We start from the raw sequence: 17976 nt of genomic DNA, 5'->3' as shown, positions 1-17976 counted from the left end.
GCGCCCTTCGTCTCGTCGGTGCGCTCCTCGCTCAGGGACCGGGAACGGTCGCCGGTCCCTGAGCGCGCGCAGCGAGACGAAGGGCGATGCAGCCGTTCGGATCCTGCTCAGCCGAGCCGGTGCTACGGTTGCCCCTCGAAAGGAGGCCGACCGATGTCGCCCACGCCTCGCCCTCGTGACGCCGACGCCGCCGCGTCCCGCGCCGGTGCCCGGCGGCTGCCATCGACCGGCGTCCTCGACACGCGCGACCGGCCTCTGCGCGACCTCCGGATCTCCGTGACCGACCGCTGCAATTTCCGCTGCGTGTACTGCATGCCGCGCGAGGTGTTCGGCCGGGACTACGCATTCCTTGAACGGCATGAACTGCTGACCTTCGAGGAGATCGAGCGGATCGCGCGCGCTGCGCTCGCGAACGGCGTCCGCAAACTGCGCCTCACCGGCGGTGAGCCGCTGCTGCGCCGCGGCATCGAGGACCTCGTCGCCCGGCTCGCCGCACTGCGGACGCTCGACGGATCCAAGCCTGAGATCGCCCTCACGACCAACGGATCCGCCCTCGCCGTCAAGGCGGAGGCGCTCAAGGCCGCCGGCGTCGACCGCGTCACGGTGTCGATCGACTCCCTCGACGATGAGCTGTTCCGCCGGATGAACGACGTGGAGTTCCCGGTCGCGCGCGTGCTGCAGGGCATCGACGCCGCCCAGGCGGCCGGCATGCCCGTCAAGCTCAACACGGTGATCAAGCGCGGGGTCAACGACGGCGAGATCCTCAGCCTGGCCGAGCACTTCCGCGGGACCGGCCATGTCCTGCGCTTCATCGAATACATGGACGTCGGCGCCACGAACGGCTGGAGCCTCGACGAGGTCGTCCCGTCGGCCGAGATCGTGGCGGCGATCGACGCCCGCTTCCCGCTGGAGCCCGCGGCACCGGCCGCCCCCGGCGAGACGGCGAAGCGCTGGCGCTACGTCGACGGTGCCGGGGAGATCGGCGTGATCTCCTCGGTCACCAGTGCGTTCTGCGGCACCTGCAACCGCGCCCGGCTCTCCACGGAGGGCCGCCTGTTCACCTGCCTGTTCGCGACCGAGGGCCACGACCTGCGCGCCCTGCTGCGCGGCGGCGCCGACGATGACGAGCTCACCACGACCCTCGCGCGGATCTGGGGAGTGCGCGACGACCGTTACTCCGAGATCCGGTCGAGCCTCACCCCCGAGCTCCGCGCCGACCGCCGCCGCATCGAGATGAGCTACATCGGCGGCTGAGGCGTGCAGGTTCCTGAGCGAGCGCAGCGAGAAGAAGGACGTTCCCGGTCAGAGACCGACCCACTCCGAGACGCCGTCGGCGTAGTGCTGGCGCTTCCAGATCGGCACGCCGCGCTTGATCTCCTCCACGAGCCGCTCGCACGCCTCGAACGCCTCCTTGCGGTGCCCGGCCGATGCCGCCGCGAACAGCGCGACGTCGCCGATCCGCAGGTCGCCGACCCGGTGCGCGGCCGCAACGAGCAGGCCCGTCTCGGCAGCCACGCGCTCGACGATCTCCTCGAGGAACCGCTCCGCATCGGGGTGCGCGCGGTAGTCCAACGAGCGCACCGCCTGACCGCCGTCATGGTCGCGCACGACGCCGCAGAACATCACGGTCGCCCCGTGCGCCGCGTCGCCGACCGCGGCACGGATCACCGCCTCGTCGAGCGGCTGGTCGCTGATGATCGCGCGCTCGCTCATGCGCCGGCGCCCTCCGTCCTGCCGCCCACGGCGGCGTACGCCCCGATCCCGCCCGCGAGATAGCGCGCGTCGATGCCGCGCTCGCGCAGCACGCGCACCGCCCGCCGCGACCGCGGATCCTTCTCGCAGAACACGACGAGCGGCTCGTCCGCGCCCTGCGGATCCTCGCCGGCCTCGAGGGCGCCGAGCGGCAGCGCCGCCGCACCCGGGATCCCCCGCAGCGCGACCTCGTGCGGCTCGCGCACGTCGAGCAGCCGCACGCCGCCCTCGCGCTGCAGCCGCAGCACCTCCGCCGCGGAGACGCTCGACGTCTCGTCGCCGGCCTCGGCGGAGCCCAGCCCGCAGAACAGCTCGTAGTCGACCAGTTCCGTGACCGGATCCGCATCCGCTGCCCGCTCGTACGCGATCTCCCTCGTGCGCGCGGTGAGCGCGTCGTAGAACAGCACACGTCCGAAGAGCGGTTCGCCGATGCCGGTGACGAGCTTGACGACCTCGGTGGCCATGAAGGATCCGATGGCCGTGCACAGGCTCGCCAGCACCCCGCCGAGTTCGCAGGACAGCACCTCGTCCGGATCCGGCGGCACGGGAAACAGATCCCGGAAGCCGACCTCAGGCACGGACACCCCGACCTGACCCTGGAAGCGCAGGATCGAACCCCAGACGAGGGGCTTGCCGGCCAGCCGCGCCGCATCGTCGGCAAGGTAGCGGGTGGGGAAGTTGTCGCTGCCGTCGACGAGAAGGTCGTATTCGGTGAGGATCGCGGGCAGAGTCTCCGCGGTCGCGCGCTCCCGGTACGGGCGCACCAGGATGCCCGGGTCGATGTCGCGCACGGTGTCGGCGAGCGAGCCGACCTTCGACCGGCCGATGTCGTCCATGCCGTGGCTGAGCTGCCGGTGCAGGTTGGAGAGCTCCACGACGTCGTCGTCGATCACGCCGATGGTTCCGACGCCGCTGCCGGCCAGCGCCGGGATGAGCGCGCTGCCGAGGCCGCCCGCGCCGATGACGAGCACCCGGGCCGCGGCGAGGCGGCGCTGGGCGGACTCGCCGAACCCCGGCAGCATCAGCTGACGGCTGTACCGGGCGATCCGTTGGGGCGGCAGTTCCGGCCCCGGCTCGACGAGCGCGATCATAGGATCGAGTGTACGCGGGGATCCTCCTGCGGGACGTGCGCTTTTCCGGGATGCGGATGCCCATTTCCGCAATACGAGTTACATTGAGGTCATGACCACCATCACCGTGCGCTACTTCGCGGCCGCCGCCGAGGCGGCCGGGCGCGACCAGGAGCAGCTGACCGTGCACGGCACGCTCGGCGCCCTGCGCGCGGAGCTGCTGGAGCGCTACGGCGAGCCCATGGCCAAGGTGCTGCGGTCGGGATCCTTCCTCGTCGACGGCACGGTCAGCCGCGACGACGACCGCGCCCTCGGGGCGACCGTCGACATCCTGCCCCCGTTCGCGGGCGGCTGACCTGAGGCGACCCGGGCCGGATCGCCTCGCCCGGGCGTCCCGATCCGCCGACGACGTCCCATCCTGCCGAGATATGCGGCGGATCCGTCGGCGAAACGTGACAGGCTCGGAGGATCGGGACCGAGTCGGAGGAGACGAGCATGAGTGAGCTGACGCACCTGCGGGCCGATGGATCCGCGCACATGGTCGACGTGACGGACAAGGCCGTCACCCGGCGCGAGGCGCGGGCGCAGGCCGTGCTCCAGACGACCGCGGAGGTCGTCGCCAAGATCGCCGACGGCACCCTGCCCAAGGGCGAGGCCCTCGGCACCGCCCGCATCGCGGGCATCATGGGCGCCAAGCAGACCTCGGCGCTCATCCCGCTGTGCCACCCGCTGCCGCTGAGCCGCGTCGAGATCGACCTGGTTCCAGAGGGCGACCGCGTGCGGATCCTCGCCACGGCCGTCACGAAGGGCGTCACGGGCGTCGAGATGGAGGCGCTCACCGCGGCCAGCGTCGCCGCGCTGACCCTGTACGACATGATCAAGGCCGTCGACAAGCACGCCGTGATCGGCGACATCCGCGTGCTCGCGAAGTCGGGCGGCAAGAGCGGCGACTGGACGGCGGAGTGACCGCGGACGCGCCGGGTCCTGGCGCTTCGACGGACTCGGCGACCGGCACGCGCACCGCCGCGGTGCTCGTCGTCTCGACCCGGGCCGCAGCGGGCGTCTACGCGGACGAGACCGGGCCGATCATCCGCGAGTGGCTGACGGGCCGCGACTTCGCGGTCGGGGATCCGGTCGTGGTGCCCGATGCGTCGGTCGCGGACGCGCTGGCCGCCGCGCTCGCCGACGCCCCCGACGTGCTGCTCACGACCGGCGGCACAGGGCTGTCCCCCGACGACCGCACGCCCGAGGCGACCGCCGCGCTGCTCGACCGGGAGATCCCCGGCCTCATGGAGGAGCTGCGCCGACGGGGCCTCGCCGCGACGCCGATGGCGCTGCTCACCCGCGGCGTGGCGGGAGTCGCCGGAGGCACGGTCGTCATGAACCTGCCAGGATCCCGCGGTGGCGTGCGGGACGGGCTCGCCGTGCTGGATCCGGTCCTGGACCATCTGCTCGGCCAGCTGAGCGGGCGCCGCGACCACTGACCCCGGCTCGGCGCATCCGGCGGTCGGGCGGCATGCGGCAGTGCGGCGGGCACCCCGGATCCCCGTAGGGTGGGACATCTATGGCAATCGGGGCGACGATCCACACGTTCGACGTGCAGCTGGCGGACACCGACCGCGGGGTCTACGACGACTACGCGCTGCGCGTCGCGCGGCACCCGTCCGAGACCGACGCGTACATGCTGACGCGCGTGCTCGCGTACGGGCTGGAGTACACGGAGGGCATCGCGTTCAGCGAGGGCCTCTCCTCCACCGAGGAGCCCGCGATCGTCGTGCGCGACCTCACCGGACGCCTGACCGGCTGGATCGAGATCGGCGCCCCGGATGCCGAGCGCCTGCATTTCGGATCCCGGCTCGCCGAGCGCACCGTCGTGTACACGCATCGCGACCCGGCGAAAGTCATGGCGCCGTGGGAGGGAAAGCGGATCCACCGCGCCGAGCAGATCCGCGTCTACAGCTTCGATCCCGGCTTCATCGAGAGCGCGGTGCCGCTGCTCGAGCGCCGCAACACCGTCACGATGACGATGACCGAGGGCGTGCTCTACCTCGACCTCAACGGCACCACGCTGACGACCGCCGTGCACGAGCACGCGCTGGGCTGAGCCCCCCGCCCTTCGTCTCGTCGCTGCCGGTTCCTGAGCGAGCGCAGCGAGATGAAGGGCGGGGGGACCCGGCAGCTAGGACCCCGACGGCCCGTGCTCACGCAGCTCGCGACGGGTCGGGTGGTGCGCCGGCACCTCCGCACCGTCCGCGTACGCCACGCGGATCGCGGACAGCTGCGCGGTGGACGTCGCGGGCTCCGACGGCGTGACAGACGGCGCGGGCGGTGGGGTGGTGATGCCCTCGGCGGGCTCCTCGGGAGCGGTTCCTGAGCGAGCCGAAGGCGAGACGAGGGACGCGGCCGCGGGCGCGCTCTCCGGCGCTTCGCCCGAAGCCGCCGCGGGCGCGCTCTCCGGCGCATCCGGGAGCCCCGCCTTCGCGGCGCGCCGGGCTGCCCGGCGCTCCTTGGCGCCCTCGACGAGGTTGTACAGCGTCGGCAGCACGAGCAGGGTCAGCACGGTCGAGGACACGAGGCCGCCGATCACGACGATCGCGAGCGGCTGCGAGATGAAGCCGCCGTGGCCGGTGACGCCGAGGGCCATCGGGGTGAGCGCGAAGATCGTCGCGAGCGCGGTCATCAGGATCGGGCGGAGGCGCCGGGATCCGCCGGCGATCGTGGCGTCGTGCGCGTTCATGCCCTTCTCCCGGTACTGATTGACCAGATCGACGAGCACGATCGCGTTCGTCACCACGATGCCGATGAGCATGAGCACGCCGATGAGCGAGGCGACGCCGAGCGGCACACCGGTGACGATCTGCAGCAGGATCGCCCCGGTCGCGGCGAAGGGCACCGAGCTCAGCAGCAGGATCGGCTGGCGCAGCGACTTGAACGTCGCGACCATCACGATGTACACGATCAGGATCGCCGCGAGCATCGCGAGCCCGAGCTGGCCGAACGCATCCTGCTGCTGCGTCACGACGCCGCCCAGGGACGCGTCGGCACCCGAGGGGAGATCGGCCTTCGCGATCGCCTTCGACACCGACGCGGAGGCGCTGGCGAGGTCGTTGCCCTTCGGTGTGACCGAGACGGTCGCGGTGCGCTGGCCGCGCTGGGTCGTGACCGACGCCGGGCTCTCGCTCTGCTGCACGGTCGCGATCTGATCCAGGCGCACGAGGCCGGCCCGGCTCGGGATCGTGAGCGCCTTCAGCTCGTCGACCGTCGTCGGCGGGTGCGCGCTCTGCAGATACACCGTGAGCGAGGAGCCGTCGATCTCCACGGATCCGATCTGCTGGGGGCGCATCGCCTGCGACACGATGCCGCCGACCGCCACCTCACTGAGACCGTGCTGCGCCGCCGCCGCGCGGTCCACCTGCACGGCGATGTACGGCAGCGACGCCGACAGGTTGCTGGAGACCTGGTTCACGCCCGCCGCGCCCTTGAGCTCCTTCACGAGCGCGTCGGTCGCCGCGTTCAGCGTCTTCTCGTCGGGCGCGGTGATCTTCACCTGGATGTCGCTGGATCCGAAGCCCTCGCTGGCGGCGATCGTGATGTCGCCGACACCGTCGAGCTTCTTCACCGCCGCGCGCACGTCGGACTGCACCTGCTCCTGGTTCGCCGACGGATCCGTCGTGATCGAGTAGCTGATGCCCGATCCACCGCCCGAGAACGCGTCTCGGAGCGCGGATCCGCTGGATCCGATCGAGACCTGCACGGTCTTGATGCCCGGGATGTCCTTGATCGCCTCCTCCACCTTCTGCGCGGCCGCATCCTCGGCGTCCAGGCTGGGCGCTTCGCCCAGCGTCTGCGACATCCGGAAGGTGTTCTGCCCGCTGGATCCGAGGAAGTTCACCTTCATCAGCGGAGCGGCGGCCATCGTGCCGATGAGCACGACGACGGCGAGCAGCACCGTGATCCAGGAGTGCTTCAGCGTCCAGCGCAGGATCGGCAGATACGCCCGCTGCAGCCGGGTGGGCGGCGCGTCCTCGTGCTCCGGGTCGATCGCGTGCCCGTCCGCGCCGGTCAGCGGCTTGCCCGGGCGCAGGAACCAGTACGCGAGCACCGGAACGATCGTCAGAGCGACGAGCAGCGAGGCCGTCATCGCGATCGTCACCGTGAGCGCGAACGGGCGGAACAGCTCCCCGGTCATGTCGCCGACGAAGGCGATCGGCAGGAACACGGCCACCGTGGTGATCGTCGAGGCGGTGACGGCCGTCGCCACCTCGCGCACGGCGCTGAGGATCGCCGTCTTCTTGTCGGATCCCTGCACATAGTGCCGCTTGATGTTCTCGATGACCACGATCGAGTCGTCCACCACGCGGCCGATCGCGATCGTGAGCGCGCCGAGCGTGAGGATGTTCAGCGAGTAGCCGAAAGCCTGGATGCCGATGAACGTGATGAGCACGCTGGTCGGGATCGAGATGGCCGTGACCAGCGTCGACCGCACCGAGAGCAGGAAGATGAGGATGACGATCACGGCGAAGAGCAGGCCGAGCAGGCCCTCCTGGGCGAGCGACTCGATCGACTGCTGGATGAACGGCGCCTGGTCGAACACGGTCGTGAAGGTCGCGCCGGGCAGGTCCTTCTCGAGCTGCGGGATGAGGGCGGTGACGGCTTTGGACACGTCGACCGTGTTCGCCGAGGGCAGCTTGGTGACGGCGATCGTGAGAGCGGTCTTGCCGTCGACCCGGGAGAGGGAGGTGATCGGGTTGCCCTCGATCGCGACCTTCGCCACGGAACCGACAGTGGTGCCGGGCGCGGTCGCGCCGATGAGCGGGATCGCCTCGATCTGCTCGACGCTGGTGAGCTTCTCCCCCGTCTGCACGGTCAGGGTGGTGTCGTCCTCGGTGATGGATCCGCCGGGGAAGAGCGTGCCGTTCTGCTGCAGGGCGTCCTTGATGGCGGTCGGCGCCAGGCCCGCGGCGAGCACGGCCGCACTGTCGGGCGTGATGGTGAGGCGCTTGCCCTGCCCGCCCACGAGCGAGGCCGCGTTGACGCCCTTCAGCCGCTCGATCTTCGGGACGATCGTGTTCGTGAGACGCTGCTGTGCGGTCTCGGCGTCGGAGAAGCCGGTGACGGCGACCTGGATCACCGGGAAGTCGTCGATGGATGCGGTGATCACCTGCGGATCCACGCCGTCGGGAAGCTGGGACTTGATCCGTCCGATCGCCTGGTTGATCTTCTGCTCGGCGGTCGCGAGGTTGGTGCCGTACGCGAACGATGCCTGGATGACGGAGGAGTTCGTGGTGCTCGTCGCCGTCGAGGTGTCCAGGCCCGGGACGCCCTGGATCGCGGTCTCGACGGGCGTGGAGACGTCGTGTTCGACGACCTCCGGGGACGCGCCGGGGTAATTCGAGACGATCGCGAGCTGCGGGAACTCGATCGACGGGATGAGCTCCTGCTTCAGATTCGTGAGCGCGAGGCCGCCGAACACCGCCGCCACGATCGTGATGAGGGCGATCAGAGCGCGGTTGCGCAGGCTCAGGACGGCGAGTGTGGACACGTCAGACCCTCTCGATCAGTGCGTGCGGACGGCCGGCGTGCATGCGGCTGCACTGTGACGAGTCTAGATGCGTTCGTGTATCGAACCGCCGTGAGTCCGACCTCCGATCAGCACGCGCCGACATCTGACCTGCGGCGCGCCCGTCTAATCTGGGAGGATGTCGCGTCTTCTCGTCCGCCGCCCCTCGCCCCGCCTCGCCGAAGGGGAGCTGACCCACCTCGAGCGCGTCCCGGTCGACCCGGAGCTCGCCCAGCGGCAGTGGGAGGCCTATGTCGACGTGTACCGCTCCCGCGGCTGGGACGTGATCGACATCGAGCCCGACGACGCGCACGCCGACGGCGTCTTCGTGGAGGACACCGTCGTCGTGTTCGGCGACCTCGCCCTGCTCACGCGTCCCGGCGCCGACTCGCGCCGCGGCGAGATCGAGACCACCCGTGCCGCGCTGGAGCAGGCGGGCATCGCGTATGCCGCGATCGAGGCGCCCGGCACGCTGGACGGCGGCGACGTGCTCAAGGTCGGCCGCACGGTCTACGTCGGGCAGACGCTGCGCACGAATGCCGAGGGCATCCGCCAGATGGACGCCCTGCTCGCGCCGCGGGGCTGGAGGGTCGTCCCGGTCGAGGTCACCAAGGTGCTGCACCTGAAGAGCGGCGTGACCGCCCTGCCGGACGGCACCGTGATCGGCTACCCGCCGCTCGTCGATGACCCGTCCGTGTACCCCGAGTTCCTCGCCGTGCCCGAGGAGCACGGCACAGCGGTCGTCGTTCTCGACGAGAACACCGTGCTGATGTCCTCCGACGCCCCGCAGAGCGCTCAGCTCTTCCGCGACCGCGGGCTCACGGTGATCGAGACGCCGATCACCGAGTTCGAGAAGCTCGAGGGCTGCGTCACGTGCCTGTCCGTGCGGGTGCGCGACTGACCGGATCCGCCGAAGCCGGGGTCAGCCCGCGATCGCGATGCCGAGCGCCAGCCCGGCGACCGCGGCGAGAATCCCCAGCAGCAGCATCCCGGCGGCGTTGAAGACGGCCGCGGGCGAGGATCCGTCCCGCCACAGCGCGACGGTGTCGAGCATGGCCGTGCTGAACGTGGTGTAACCGCCGAGCAGGCCGGCGCCGACGATGAACGCCGCACCCGGGAAGCCGCCGGTGACCACTCCGAGCGCGAAGGATCCGGTGAGGTTGATCACCAGCACGCCCCAGGGGTACCGGGTGCCGACCAGCCGTGCGACGCCGAGGTCGACGAGGTAGCGCAGGCCGGCACCGACGCCTCCGGCGAGCGCGGCGCAGAGGAAGAGCAGCGGGTTCATCCGTGCGCCTGCGTGTGGGAGGAGCGGGGGCGCGCCAGATCGAGGCCGAGCGCGGCCGCCCCGACGCCGAGGACGACGCTGCCGATCGCGTACGCCGCGGCGAGCCAGGGCTGTGCATGCCACAGGGTGACGCTGCCGACCGCGAGCGCGCTGTAGGTCGTGAAACCGCCCAGCACGCCGGTGCCGAGGAGGATGCGCACGGCGCTGGATCCGGGCAGGCGCGCCGCGAGCACGCCGATGAGGAACGCGCCCGCGATGTTGGCGATGAGGGTCGCCCACGGCACCGCGCCGAACCCGTCGCCGACGGGCGCCGGCAGCACGAGCCCGAGCCCCAGGCGCGCAGCCGTGCCGATGGTGCCGCCGGCCACCACGAGGGCGAGGCGGAGCGGGATGGGCGAGGTCACGCCCGCCAGCCTAGACCGGGCAGCTGTGGGTGCCGCCCCTCGTCGGCGCGGGCGGGAATCGGGGGCGGAGCCGGCGTGTCAGGGCGCAGGCACACCGCCGACGAGACGACACGCCGCGCACCGCCGCCGTCTTCCGACGACGCACACGACCGGGGGGATCCGGAGCCGCGTCCAGCAGGGTTCCGTAGACTCGGCCAGGTGGCGGGCACCACCCGAGGCGCTCCGCCGATCGGTTCGGAGCGACCGAGGAGGACGACGCGCGAGTGAGATACAGGTCGGCTTTCGGCTGGGCGCGGCTCGTCACCGCGGCCGTGTGCATCGTCGCCCTCGTGGACCGGCTCTTCTGGGGCCTGCGCTCGCAGACCATCGCCGGCCAGAACTTCCTCGCATACCTCACGATCGAGTCGAACATCGCCTTCGCGGTCCTCGCGGTGATCGCCGGCATCATCGCGCTGCGGACCCCGGAGGATCCACGTTGGCTGACGACGGCGCGTGCGGTGGTGCTCAGCTGGACCATCACCGCGGGCTTCGCGTTCGCCCTCATCGTCTGGCAGGCCGGGGTGCACGGCGTGCCGATCTGGGTGCCGTGGTCCGACGTGGTGCTGCACTTCGTGCTGCCGGCGTGGACAGTCGTGGCGTGGGTGTACGGCCCGGGTCGTCGTGCCGCGTCCTGGCGGATCGTCCCCTACGTGCTCCTGTACCCGGTCGTCTGGGGGGTGTTCACGATCTGGCGGGGCGGCCTGGTCGGCTGGTACCCGTACTACTTCCTGGATCCGCGGCAGGTCTCCGGTCCGCTCGAACTGATCCTGACCTGCGCGATCGCGCTCGCCATCTTCGCGCTCGTGGCGAGCGGCCTCGTCGCCCTGAGCCGGCTGCATCCGACGGTGCCGGCGGACCCGGAGGAACCCGGCGGACCGGAGACGGATGGCCCGGGCCCGGATGCGGCGGATGCGGATCCGTCCGACCCGGCTGAGATCACGGCGTCGGCGTCGCGCTGACGAAGAACCGCAGCGATTCGCGCACCGTCGCCTTCGCCTCGGCGTCGCCGAGCTTCGCGAACGCCTCGGCCTCGGCGCCGCCGACGAGGCCGACGAGCACGGGCTTGCCGGTGACGGGCTGCAGGTTGAGCCAGGTGCGGATCGGCGCATCGCCGCCGATCACGTGCCAGATATCGGCGTCGACCTTCCAGAACGCCTCGTCGAACTGCGCCCACACGGTCTCGATGTAGCCCGAGGCGAGCGCCGCGACCGCACCGCGCTGCGCGAACGGCAGCGGGGGTGCGAACTCCACGGCCTGATGCTGCAGCACGCCCAGCGGCACCGTGACCACGACCCGGTCGAACGACAGCGACTCGCCCGTGCCGAGGCGCAGGCTCACCCCGGAGTCGTCGTGCGCGATGCGGGTCACCGGCGAGGCGAGCGTGACCTTGAGGTCGGCGAGCGGGGTGTCGACGAGCAGGCCCACGTCGCCGTCGGCGCCGACGAGCGCATCGGGCGCGAACGCCGGCGGGTACCAGCTCGACGCCTTCGCCGTGTCGGCGCCCGTGGTCGCCTGCAGCCACGCCAGGGCCGCCGCCAGCGCAGGGTCGGCGGGATCGGCGCCGGCGGCCTTGAGCGCGGCGACGATCGACACGTCCGCGGGGCCGTTCGCCGCCTGCGCGACCGCCTGCTTGACCCGCGCCTCGTCGACGGTCGGGGCGGCGCCGTCCTTCGACCAGCCGGTGGGCGTCTCGAAGCGCAGGCGGTGCACGCCTTGGGCGGCGAGCTCTGCGCCCAAGGTGCCCTCGTCCTCGCCGGCGGAGAGCCAGGCGCCCAGCTGGACCGGGATCGGCCACCTCTTGTCGGCGACGGACCGGATCCGCCCACCGGTGCGCTCCCGCGCCTCGAACACCGTCACGGTCATCCCGTCATCGGCGAGGGCGCGCGCCGCAGCCGCTCCGGCCGCTCCGGCGCCCACGACCGCGATCCTCTCGCCTGCGGCGGCCACGTCGGCGACGGCGCGCGCGGCGCGTCGGCCGGAGGCGATCGCCCCCGGAACGGTGCCGGGATGCTCGTCGTCGGTGGCCTCGCCCGCGAAGAAGACACGAGCGCCGATCGGCTCGGCGAGATCGGCGCGCAGCTGCGGGGTCGCACCGGCGGGCAGGTAGCTCATCGCGCCGCGTGCGTAGGGATCCGTCGACCACGTGCTGCGCATCCACTCCGCGGGTTCGGGGGCGGCGCCCGGCGGGATCGTCGGCGTCGGCGTGGGCGGTCCCGGGGTGGGCGTCTTCGTGGGCTGCGGCTCCGGCGTGCAGGCCGCGAGCACGACCGCGACGGCACCGAATCCGGCGCCGACGAGCAGGTTCCGCCGCGTGATGCCCATCGTGGTGTCAGCCTATCCCGGGCGGCGGGGCGAGCGCCCGGGATGGCACGCCGCCGGCGCCCGTCGATCGGCCTGACCGTTCTCAGGTCGGATTCGCCTCTACGCGCCATGTGCACGTGAACACGACGGCTGTGCAGGAATCCAGCCTGAGAACGGTCGTGACGACCGGCGGATCCGGATCCGGGTCGGGATCCGATTACAGGTTCGCCTCCGCGTAGATGCGGAGCGCGTCGCGGACGAACTCGGCACCGGCGGTGCCCTGCTCCGTGCCGGCGCGGTCCGCCTCGGTCGCGTAGTTCGCGCCGAAGCGCGGGTCGGCGACGTACATCTCGCCCAGACCGACCACGTAGGCCTTGCGCTCTGCGCCGGCGCCGTATGCGGGCGTGCCGGGGATGCCGGTCAGCCACTCGACGTGGCGGCGGGCGACGTCCTGCGCCTCGGGCGAGGCGGGATCCGCTCCCGCCTCGGCCAGGGCGATCCAGTCGGCGCCGAGGTCGGCGACGCGCCGCTTCCACGCCGCCTTCTCGTCGGCGCTCAGTCCGCGCCACCAGCGGTCGCTGTCGGCGTAGGCGTTCTTGCCCCAGCGGGTCTCGACCTCGTCCTTGTACTGCGTGTGGTCGAAGCCGTCGAACATGTTCTCAGGCATGAGGTCCTCTCCTTCTCTCAATGTGGTGATGGTGTGCTCGACCGACGCGATCTGCCGCGCCAGCCGAGCCTGCTCCGCGCGCAGCTGCTCGAGATGCCTCTCGAGCGCCGCTGCCTCGGCGTGGCCGCCGACTCCGGGCGCGGAGACTGGCTCCTTGCCGACGACGTCGGCGATGGCCGGAAGCCCCAGTCCGAGCTCGCGCAGCAGCAGGATGCGCTGCAGGCGCACGAGGGCGCCTTCGTCGTAGTGCCGGTAGCCGTTCGACGCGATCCGCGTCGGCGGCAGCAGGCCGATGTCGTCGTAGTGCCGCAGCGTGCGGCTCGTGGTGCCGGTCAGCCGTGCGATCTCCTGGATCGACCAGTCCCGATGCGTCATCGGATCCTCCTTCCGTCGTCGATGAGACCAGGCTAGAAGTTGACGTCGCGTCAATGTCAAGCGCATCTGACGGCCCCAGCCGCTACGGTCATACCGTGACCCCCGCCGATGCCCCGCAGTCGCACGAGACCACCGCCGCCCCGCACCCTGAGGGCGCGACCCATCCGCTCGCCCTCGCGCCGGTGATCCCGCCGCCCGCTACGGTCGACGGCTTCGTCGCGGAGTTCCTGCGCAACCTGAACTTCGACCGGGGCGTCAGTCTGAGCGCCTCCAGCCCGAACGACCGCTATCTCGCGCTCGCGTACACGGTGCGCGACTACCTGATGGGGCGCTGGCTCGAAGACCTGCGCGCCCAGAAGGAGTCGCAGGCGAAGGGCGTCTGCTACCTGTCGGCCGAATACCTGCTGGGCCGCCAGCTCGACAACAACCTGCTCGCGTCCGGCCTCGCCGAGATCGCCGACGAGGCGCTCGCCGCCTGCGGGCTGAGCCTGGACGAGCTGCGCGAGCACGAGATCGAGCCCGGGCTGGGCAACGGCGGCCTGGGGAGGCTCGCGGCGTGCTTCATCGACTCGCTCGCGACCCTCGGCGTGCCGAGCATCGGATACGGGATCCGCTACGAGTACGGCATCTTCCGGCAGACCTTCGAGGACGGCCAGCAGGTCGAGCAGCCCGACGCCTGGCTGACGCTGGGTTCGCCGTGGGAGTTCCCGCACCCCGAGCGCGCACAGGTCGTCTCATTCGGCGGGCGCACCGAGACCTATGACGACGGCGGCGTCACCCGCAGCCGCTGGATCCCGGCGTGGAACGTGAGCGCCGTGCCGTACAACTACATGGTCCCCGGCTTCCAGAACGGCCGCGTGAACACGCTGCGACTCTGGCGCGCGAGGGCGACCGACGCGTTCGATCTGCGCATCTTCAACTCGGGCGACTACGAGGAGGCCGTGCGCGCCCAGACCTTCGCGGAGAACATCTCGAAGGTGCTCTACCCCGAGGACTCGACCCCGCAGGGCAAGGAGCTGCGGCTGCAGCAGCAGTACTTCTTCGTCGCCGCATCCATCCGCGACTTCCTCGACAACATGCTCGCCGAGGGCTACGACCTCACCCGGCTCGGCGAGCGCGTGATCTTCCAGCTCAACGACACCCATCCCGTGATCGCCGTGCCCGAGCTGATGCGGGTGCTCGTCGACGAGCGCGGCCTGGACTGGGACACCGCGTGGTCGGTGACGCAGAGCTGCTTCGCGTACACCTGCCACACCCTGCTGCCCGAGGCCCTCGAGGTCTGGTCCGTCGAGCTGCTGGGCCGCCTTCTCCCGCGGCACCTGGAGATCATCTACCGGATCAACGAGGAGTTCCTCGCCCAGGTGCGCGAGCGTTTCGGTGACGACGAGCTGCGGATCCGGAACATGTCGATCATCGCGGAGTTCCCCGAGCGCGCCGTGCGGATGGCCTACCTCGCCACGGTCGCCGGATCCAAGGTGAACGGCGTGGCCGAGCTGCACTCGCAGCTGCTGCGCGACAAGGTGCTGCCCGACTTCAACGCGTTCTACCCGGGCAAGTTCACCAACGTCACCAACGGGGTGACCCCGCGCCGGTTCCTGCGGCTCGCGAACCCGGCGCTGTCGTCGCTCATCACGGAGGCGATCGGCGACGGCTGGGTCACCGACCTGGAGCGGCTCCGCGAGCTCGAGCCGTTCGCCGACGAAGCGGGCTTCCGCGCCTCCTTCGCCGAGGTGAAGGCCGGCAACAAGCGCCGCCTGAACGACGTGCTGCAGGCCCGTGACGGGATGCGGGTCGGCGACGGTCACCTCGTCGACGTCATGGTGAAGCGCCTGCACGAGTACAAGCGCCAGCTGCTCAAGGTACTGCACGTGGTGAGCGAGTACGAGGGGGTCGTCTCGGGGCGCATCCCGCTCGCGGAGCTGCAGCCGCGCACGGTGGTGTTCGGCGCGAAGGCGGCCCCCGGCTACGCGATGGCGAAGCGGATCATCCACCTCATCAACGCCGTCGGATCCACGGTGAACACCGACGCGCGGCTCGAAGGCCGCCTGCAGGTCCTGTTCCCGCCGAACTACAACGTCACCCTCGCCGAGAGCGTGATCCCGGCCGCCGATCTCAGCGAGCAGATCTCGCTCGCCGGCAAGGAGGCGTCCGGAACCGGCAACATGAAGTTCGCGCTGAACGGCGCGCTCACGATCGGCACCGACGACGGCGCGAACGTCGAGATCCGCGAGCTCGTCGGCGACGACAACTTCTTCCTGTTCGGGATGACCGAGCCCGAGGTCGCCGCGCTCCAGGCGCAGGGATACCGGCCGGCCGAGTTCTACCAGGCCGACGCCGGGCTTCGCCGTGCGATCGACCTGATCGCCTCGGGCGCCTTCTCCGGCGGGGACCGCTCGGTGTTCGAGCCGGTCGTGTCGAACCTCCTCTACGAGGACCGGTTCATGGTGCTCGCCGACTACGCCGCGTACATGGCGGCGCAGAAGCGCGTGGACGCGGCCTACGCCGCTGCCGATCGGTGGACCCGCTCCGCGATCCTGAACGTCGCGCGGACCGGTTTCTTCTCCTCCGACCGCTCGATCCGCGACTACATCGATCGGATCTGGCACACCCCGCCGATGCCCTGAGCCGACGCCCGAACCCCAACTCGACCTCCCTCTTCCGCCGAGACCCCCATCCCGCGCCCAGACCCCCACCTGTCGGCGTCCGCGGAAGGGGGTCTCGGCGCGTCGTGGGGGTTTCGGCGCAGTGAGAATCCGACCGTCGTCGTCGGGATCCGGAGCGAGCTCTTGACACGATCGAGATATATCGTGTTACGATCTCAAACACGATATATCTCGAATCAGCGGATCCGGGATCCCGACTCAGGAGAGAAGACATGACCGAGAAGTGGCTCATCGCCCCCGGGCAGGAGCGCGTGATCGACATCGAGCGCGCGTCGAAGCTCAAGATCGGGCTCGTCGGCGGGCAGGTGGACGTCATCGCGCACGACGAGCCGGGCATCCGGATCGAGGTGCACAACGTGACCGTCAAGGACCTGCGCATCGAATCCGACGGCACCCAGATCGAGATCGACCATCCGCAGATCGGGTGGGACAACTTCCTCGAGGTGTTCCGCAACTTCGGCGCGGGCGGCCCCAAGGCCGAGATCAGCGTCGCGGTCCCCCGCGATATCGCGCTCACGCTCGGCGTCGTCAGCGCGGGCGCGCTCGTCTCCGGCCTCACCGAGGACGCCCGCCTGAACACGGTGTCGGGCGACCTCATCGTCGACACCCACCGCGGCGACCTCAACATCAACACCGTCTCCGGCGATGTCCAGGTGCGGGGCCTTGCCGGCACCGCCATGGCGAACACCGTCTCCGGCGGCGTCGCGCTGACCGGCGAGATCCGCAAGGCCACGATCGACAGCGTGTCCGGAACGATGCTCATCGATGCGACCGGCGCCGTCAACACGGTGTCGCTGAACAGCGTCTCCGGCGACGCGACCGTGCGCCTGGACGAGGCCCTCGCCGCGAACTACGTGGCCCGCACCCTCAGCGGCCGCATCGTGATCGACGGCGTCCCGCGCGGCTCCTCCGGCCCCTCGAACTTCACGGGCTCGCGGGGCGAGCTGTCCGGATCCTTCGCCGACGTGCGCGTGAACACCGTCTCCGGCGACATCACCGTGCTGCGCCGCGACGCCGCCGAGGCGCCCGTGTCGTTCACCTCCGACGGGGAGGACCTGCTGTGAGCCCCGCCGTCTTCTCGCACGGCGACCTGCGCCTGTACCTGCTCGCGCTGCTGGCCGAATCCCCGCAGCACGGCTACGGGATCATCCAGGCGCTGACCGACCGCACCGGCGGCACGTACACGCCCAGCGCCGGCACGATCTACCCCCGCCTGGCGAAGCTCGAGGAGGACGGGCTCGTCTCGAAGACCGTCGACGGACGCACCACGATCTACGCGATCACGGATGCCGGGCGGGCGGAGCTCGCCGCCCGAGAGGGCGACCTGCAGGGCATCGAGGCGGGCCTGAACGACTCGGTGCGCCTCATCGCGAACGAGGTGCGCCAGAGCGTGCAGGAGGCCATGAAGAGCCTCCGCGCGGATCTGGCCGCCGCAGCGCGCGAGGAGCAGGACGGCGCATCCGCATCGACGTACCGGGAGGCCTCGGCGCGCGCCGACGAGCGGATCGCGAGCCGCGAGGAGCTGCGCCGCGCCGACGCCTCGATCAACGCGTTCCGCGCCCGGGTGCGCGCCGACCTGCGCACGCACGTGGCGAAGGGCGGCACGCTGCCGGCGCAGGTCGTGAGCGACCTCGATGCCGCGCTCGACACGGCGGCGCGCGCAGTCACCTCCGCCCTGGCCGGGGCAGGCCCCGCGCGCCCCTGAATCCGACCTGCGAGACCGCAAGACCCGCGAGACTGCGACTGTGCGACGAGACTGCAGCACTCTGTTGCAGTCTCGTCGCGGGGCTGCAGTCTCGCGGTCAACTGGTCAACGGGTCAGAGCGGTCAACGGATCGGAGGAGGGGATCCGGATCC

17 protein-coding genes are annotated in these 17976 nt (G+C 71.1%); 10 read left to right on the top strand and 7 right to left on the bottom strand.

The annotated features are described in order from the left end of the window. Nucleotides 1-153 precede the first annotated feature (153 nt). A complete protein-coding gene (gene moaA / locus ACYQ1L_RS01820; protein ID WP_460002550.1) occupies nt 154-1254 on the top strand; it encodes a GTP 3',8-cyclase MoaA in 1101 nt (366 codons plus the stop codon). A 48-nt stretch (nt 1255-1302) separates the two neighbouring features. Here the strand turns inward: moaA and ACYQ1L_RS01815 are convergent, their stop codons facing one another. Continuing rightward, nucleotides 1303-1713, bottom strand: a complete 411-nt coding sequence (locus ACYQ1L_RS01815; RefSeq protein ID WP_460002549.1) for a molybdenum cofactor biosynthesis protein MoaE — start codon at nt 1711-1713, stop codon at nt 1303-1305. Further along, a complete protein-coding gene (locus ACYQ1L_RS01810) occupies nt 1710-2843 on the bottom strand; it encodes a ThiF family adenylyltransferase (RefSeq protein ID WP_460002548.1) in 1134 nt (377 codons plus the stop codon). Before ACYQ1L_RS01810 ends, ACYQ1L_RS01815 begins: the two co-directional genes overlap by 4 nt. A 91-nt stretch (nt 2844-2934) precedes the next feature. Between ACYQ1L_RS01810 and ACYQ1L_RS01805 the strand changes: the two genes are divergently transcribed. From ACYQ1L_RS01805 to ACYQ1L_RS01790, 4 genes are all read left to right on the top strand, one after another. Further along, complete coding sequence (locus ACYQ1L_RS01805; RefSeq protein WP_460002547.1) at nt 2935-3177, top strand: MoaD/ThiS family protein; 243 nt, start codon at nt 2935-2937, stop codon at nt 3175-3177. Nucleotides 3178-3317: 140 nt separating this feature from the next. Beyond that, complete coding sequence (gene moaC, locus ACYQ1L_RS01800; RefSeq protein WP_460002546.1) at nt 3318-3788, top strand: cyclic pyranopterin monophosphate synthase MoaC; 471 nt, start codon at nt 3318-3320, stop codon at nt 3786-3788. Continuing rightward, nucleotides 3785-4306, top strand: coding sequence for a MogA/MoaB family molybdenum cofactor biosynthesis protein (locus tag ACYQ1L_RS01795; RefSeq protein WP_460002545.1), 522 nt, complete (start codon nt 3785-3787; stop codon nt 4304-4306). Before moaC ends, ACYQ1L_RS01795 begins: the two co-directional genes overlap by 4 nt. 80 nt (nt 4307-4386) lie before the next feature. After that, the gene (locus ACYQ1L_RS01790) at nt 4387-4926 is read left to right on the top strand and encodes a YaeQ family protein (RefSeq protein WP_460002544.1); all 540 of its coding nucleotides are present in this window, start codon (nt 4387-4389) and stop codon (nt 4924-4926) included. 75 nt (nt 4927-5001) lie between these two features. Here ACYQ1L_RS01790 and ACYQ1L_RS01785 read toward each other — a convergent pair whose 3' ends face one another. Then, nucleotides 5002-8364: an efflux RND transporter permease subunit gene (locus tag ACYQ1L_RS01785; RefSeq protein ID WP_460002543.1), complete on the bottom strand. Its 3363-nt coding sequence runs from the start codon at nt 8362-8364 to the stop codon at nt 5002-5004. A 157-nt stretch (nt 8365-8521) separates the two neighbouring features. On the opposite strand from ACYQ1L_RS01785, the gene ddaH reads away from it, so the two are divergent. After that, a complete protein-coding gene (gene ddaH / locus ACYQ1L_RS01780; protein ID WP_460002541.1) occupies nt 8522-9283 on the top strand; it encodes a dimethylargininase in 762 nt (253 codons plus the stop codon). A gap of 21 nt (nt 9284-9304) precedes the next feature. Here ddaH and ACYQ1L_RS01775 read toward each other — a convergent pair whose 3' ends face one another. Then, nucleotides 9305-9670 (bottom strand): fluoride efflux transporter FluC, encoded by a 366-nt coding sequence (locus tag ACYQ1L_RS01775; RefSeq protein WP_460002539.1) that lies wholly within the window; start codon nt 9668-9670, stop codon nt 9305-9307. Next, nucleotides 9667-10074, bottom strand: a complete 408-nt coding sequence (locus ACYQ1L_RS01770) for a fluoride efflux transporter FluC (RefSeq protein WP_460002537.1) — start codon at nt 10072-10074, stop codon at nt 9667-9669. The genes ACYQ1L_RS01775 and ACYQ1L_RS01770 overlap by 4 nt, the downstream gene beginning before the upstream one ends. 263 nt (nt 10075-10337) lie before the next feature. Between ACYQ1L_RS01770 and ACYQ1L_RS01765 the strand changes: the two genes are divergently transcribed. Next, entirely contained in the window at nt 10338-11072 is a 735-nt protein-coding gene (locus ACYQ1L_RS01765; protein WP_460002535.1) for a Pr6Pr family membrane protein, read from the top strand. Here ACYQ1L_RS01765 and ACYQ1L_RS01760 read toward each other — a convergent pair. Beyond that, on the bottom strand, nt 11050-12435 hold the full coding sequence (locus ACYQ1L_RS01760) for a flavin monoamine oxidase family protein (RefSeq protein WP_460002534.1): 1386 nt from the start codon (nt 12433-12435) through the stop codon (nt 11050-11052). The two genes, ACYQ1L_RS01765 and ACYQ1L_RS01760, sit on opposite strands and share 23 nt — an antisense overlap. 196 nt (nt 12436-12631) lie before the next feature. Continuing rightward, the gene (locus tag ACYQ1L_RS01755; RefSeq protein WP_460002533.1) at nt 12632-13456 is read right to left on the bottom strand and encodes a MerR family transcriptional regulator; all 825 of its coding nucleotides are present in this window, start codon (nt 13454-13456) and stop codon (nt 12632-12634) included. A 53-nt stretch (nt 13457-13509) separates the two neighbouring features. Here ACYQ1L_RS01755 and ACYQ1L_RS01750 point away from each other — a divergent pair, with 53 nt between their 5' ends. The 3 genes from ACYQ1L_RS01750 to ACYQ1L_RS01740 all read left to right on the top strand — a co-directional run bounded on the left by ACYQ1L_RS01750 (nt 13510) and on the right by ACYQ1L_RS01740 (nt 17824). Next, nucleotides 13510-16080: a glycogen/starch/alpha-glucan phosphorylase gene (locus ACYQ1L_RS01750; protein ID WP_460002532.1), complete on the top strand. Its 2571-nt coding sequence runs from the start codon at nt 13510-13512 to the stop codon at nt 16078-16080. 251 nt (nt 16081-16331) lie between these two features. Beyond that, nucleotides 16332-17183, top strand: coding sequence for a DUF4097 family beta strand repeat-containing protein (locus ACYQ1L_RS01745; protein WP_460002530.1), 852 nt, complete (start codon nt 16332-16334; stop codon nt 17181-17183). Further along, nucleotides 17180-17824 (top strand): PadR family transcriptional regulator, encoded by a 645-nt coding sequence (locus tag ACYQ1L_RS01740; protein ID WP_460002529.1) that lies wholly within the window; start codon nt 17180-17182, stop codon nt 17822-17824. Before ACYQ1L_RS01745 ends, ACYQ1L_RS01740 begins: the two co-directional genes overlap by 4 nt. Nucleotides 17825-17976: the final 152 nt, after the last annotated feature.

It is taken from the genome of Microbacterium xylanilyticum (assembly GCF_054654695.1).
This window is presented reverse-complemented; position numbering and strand designations above follow the sequence as displayed.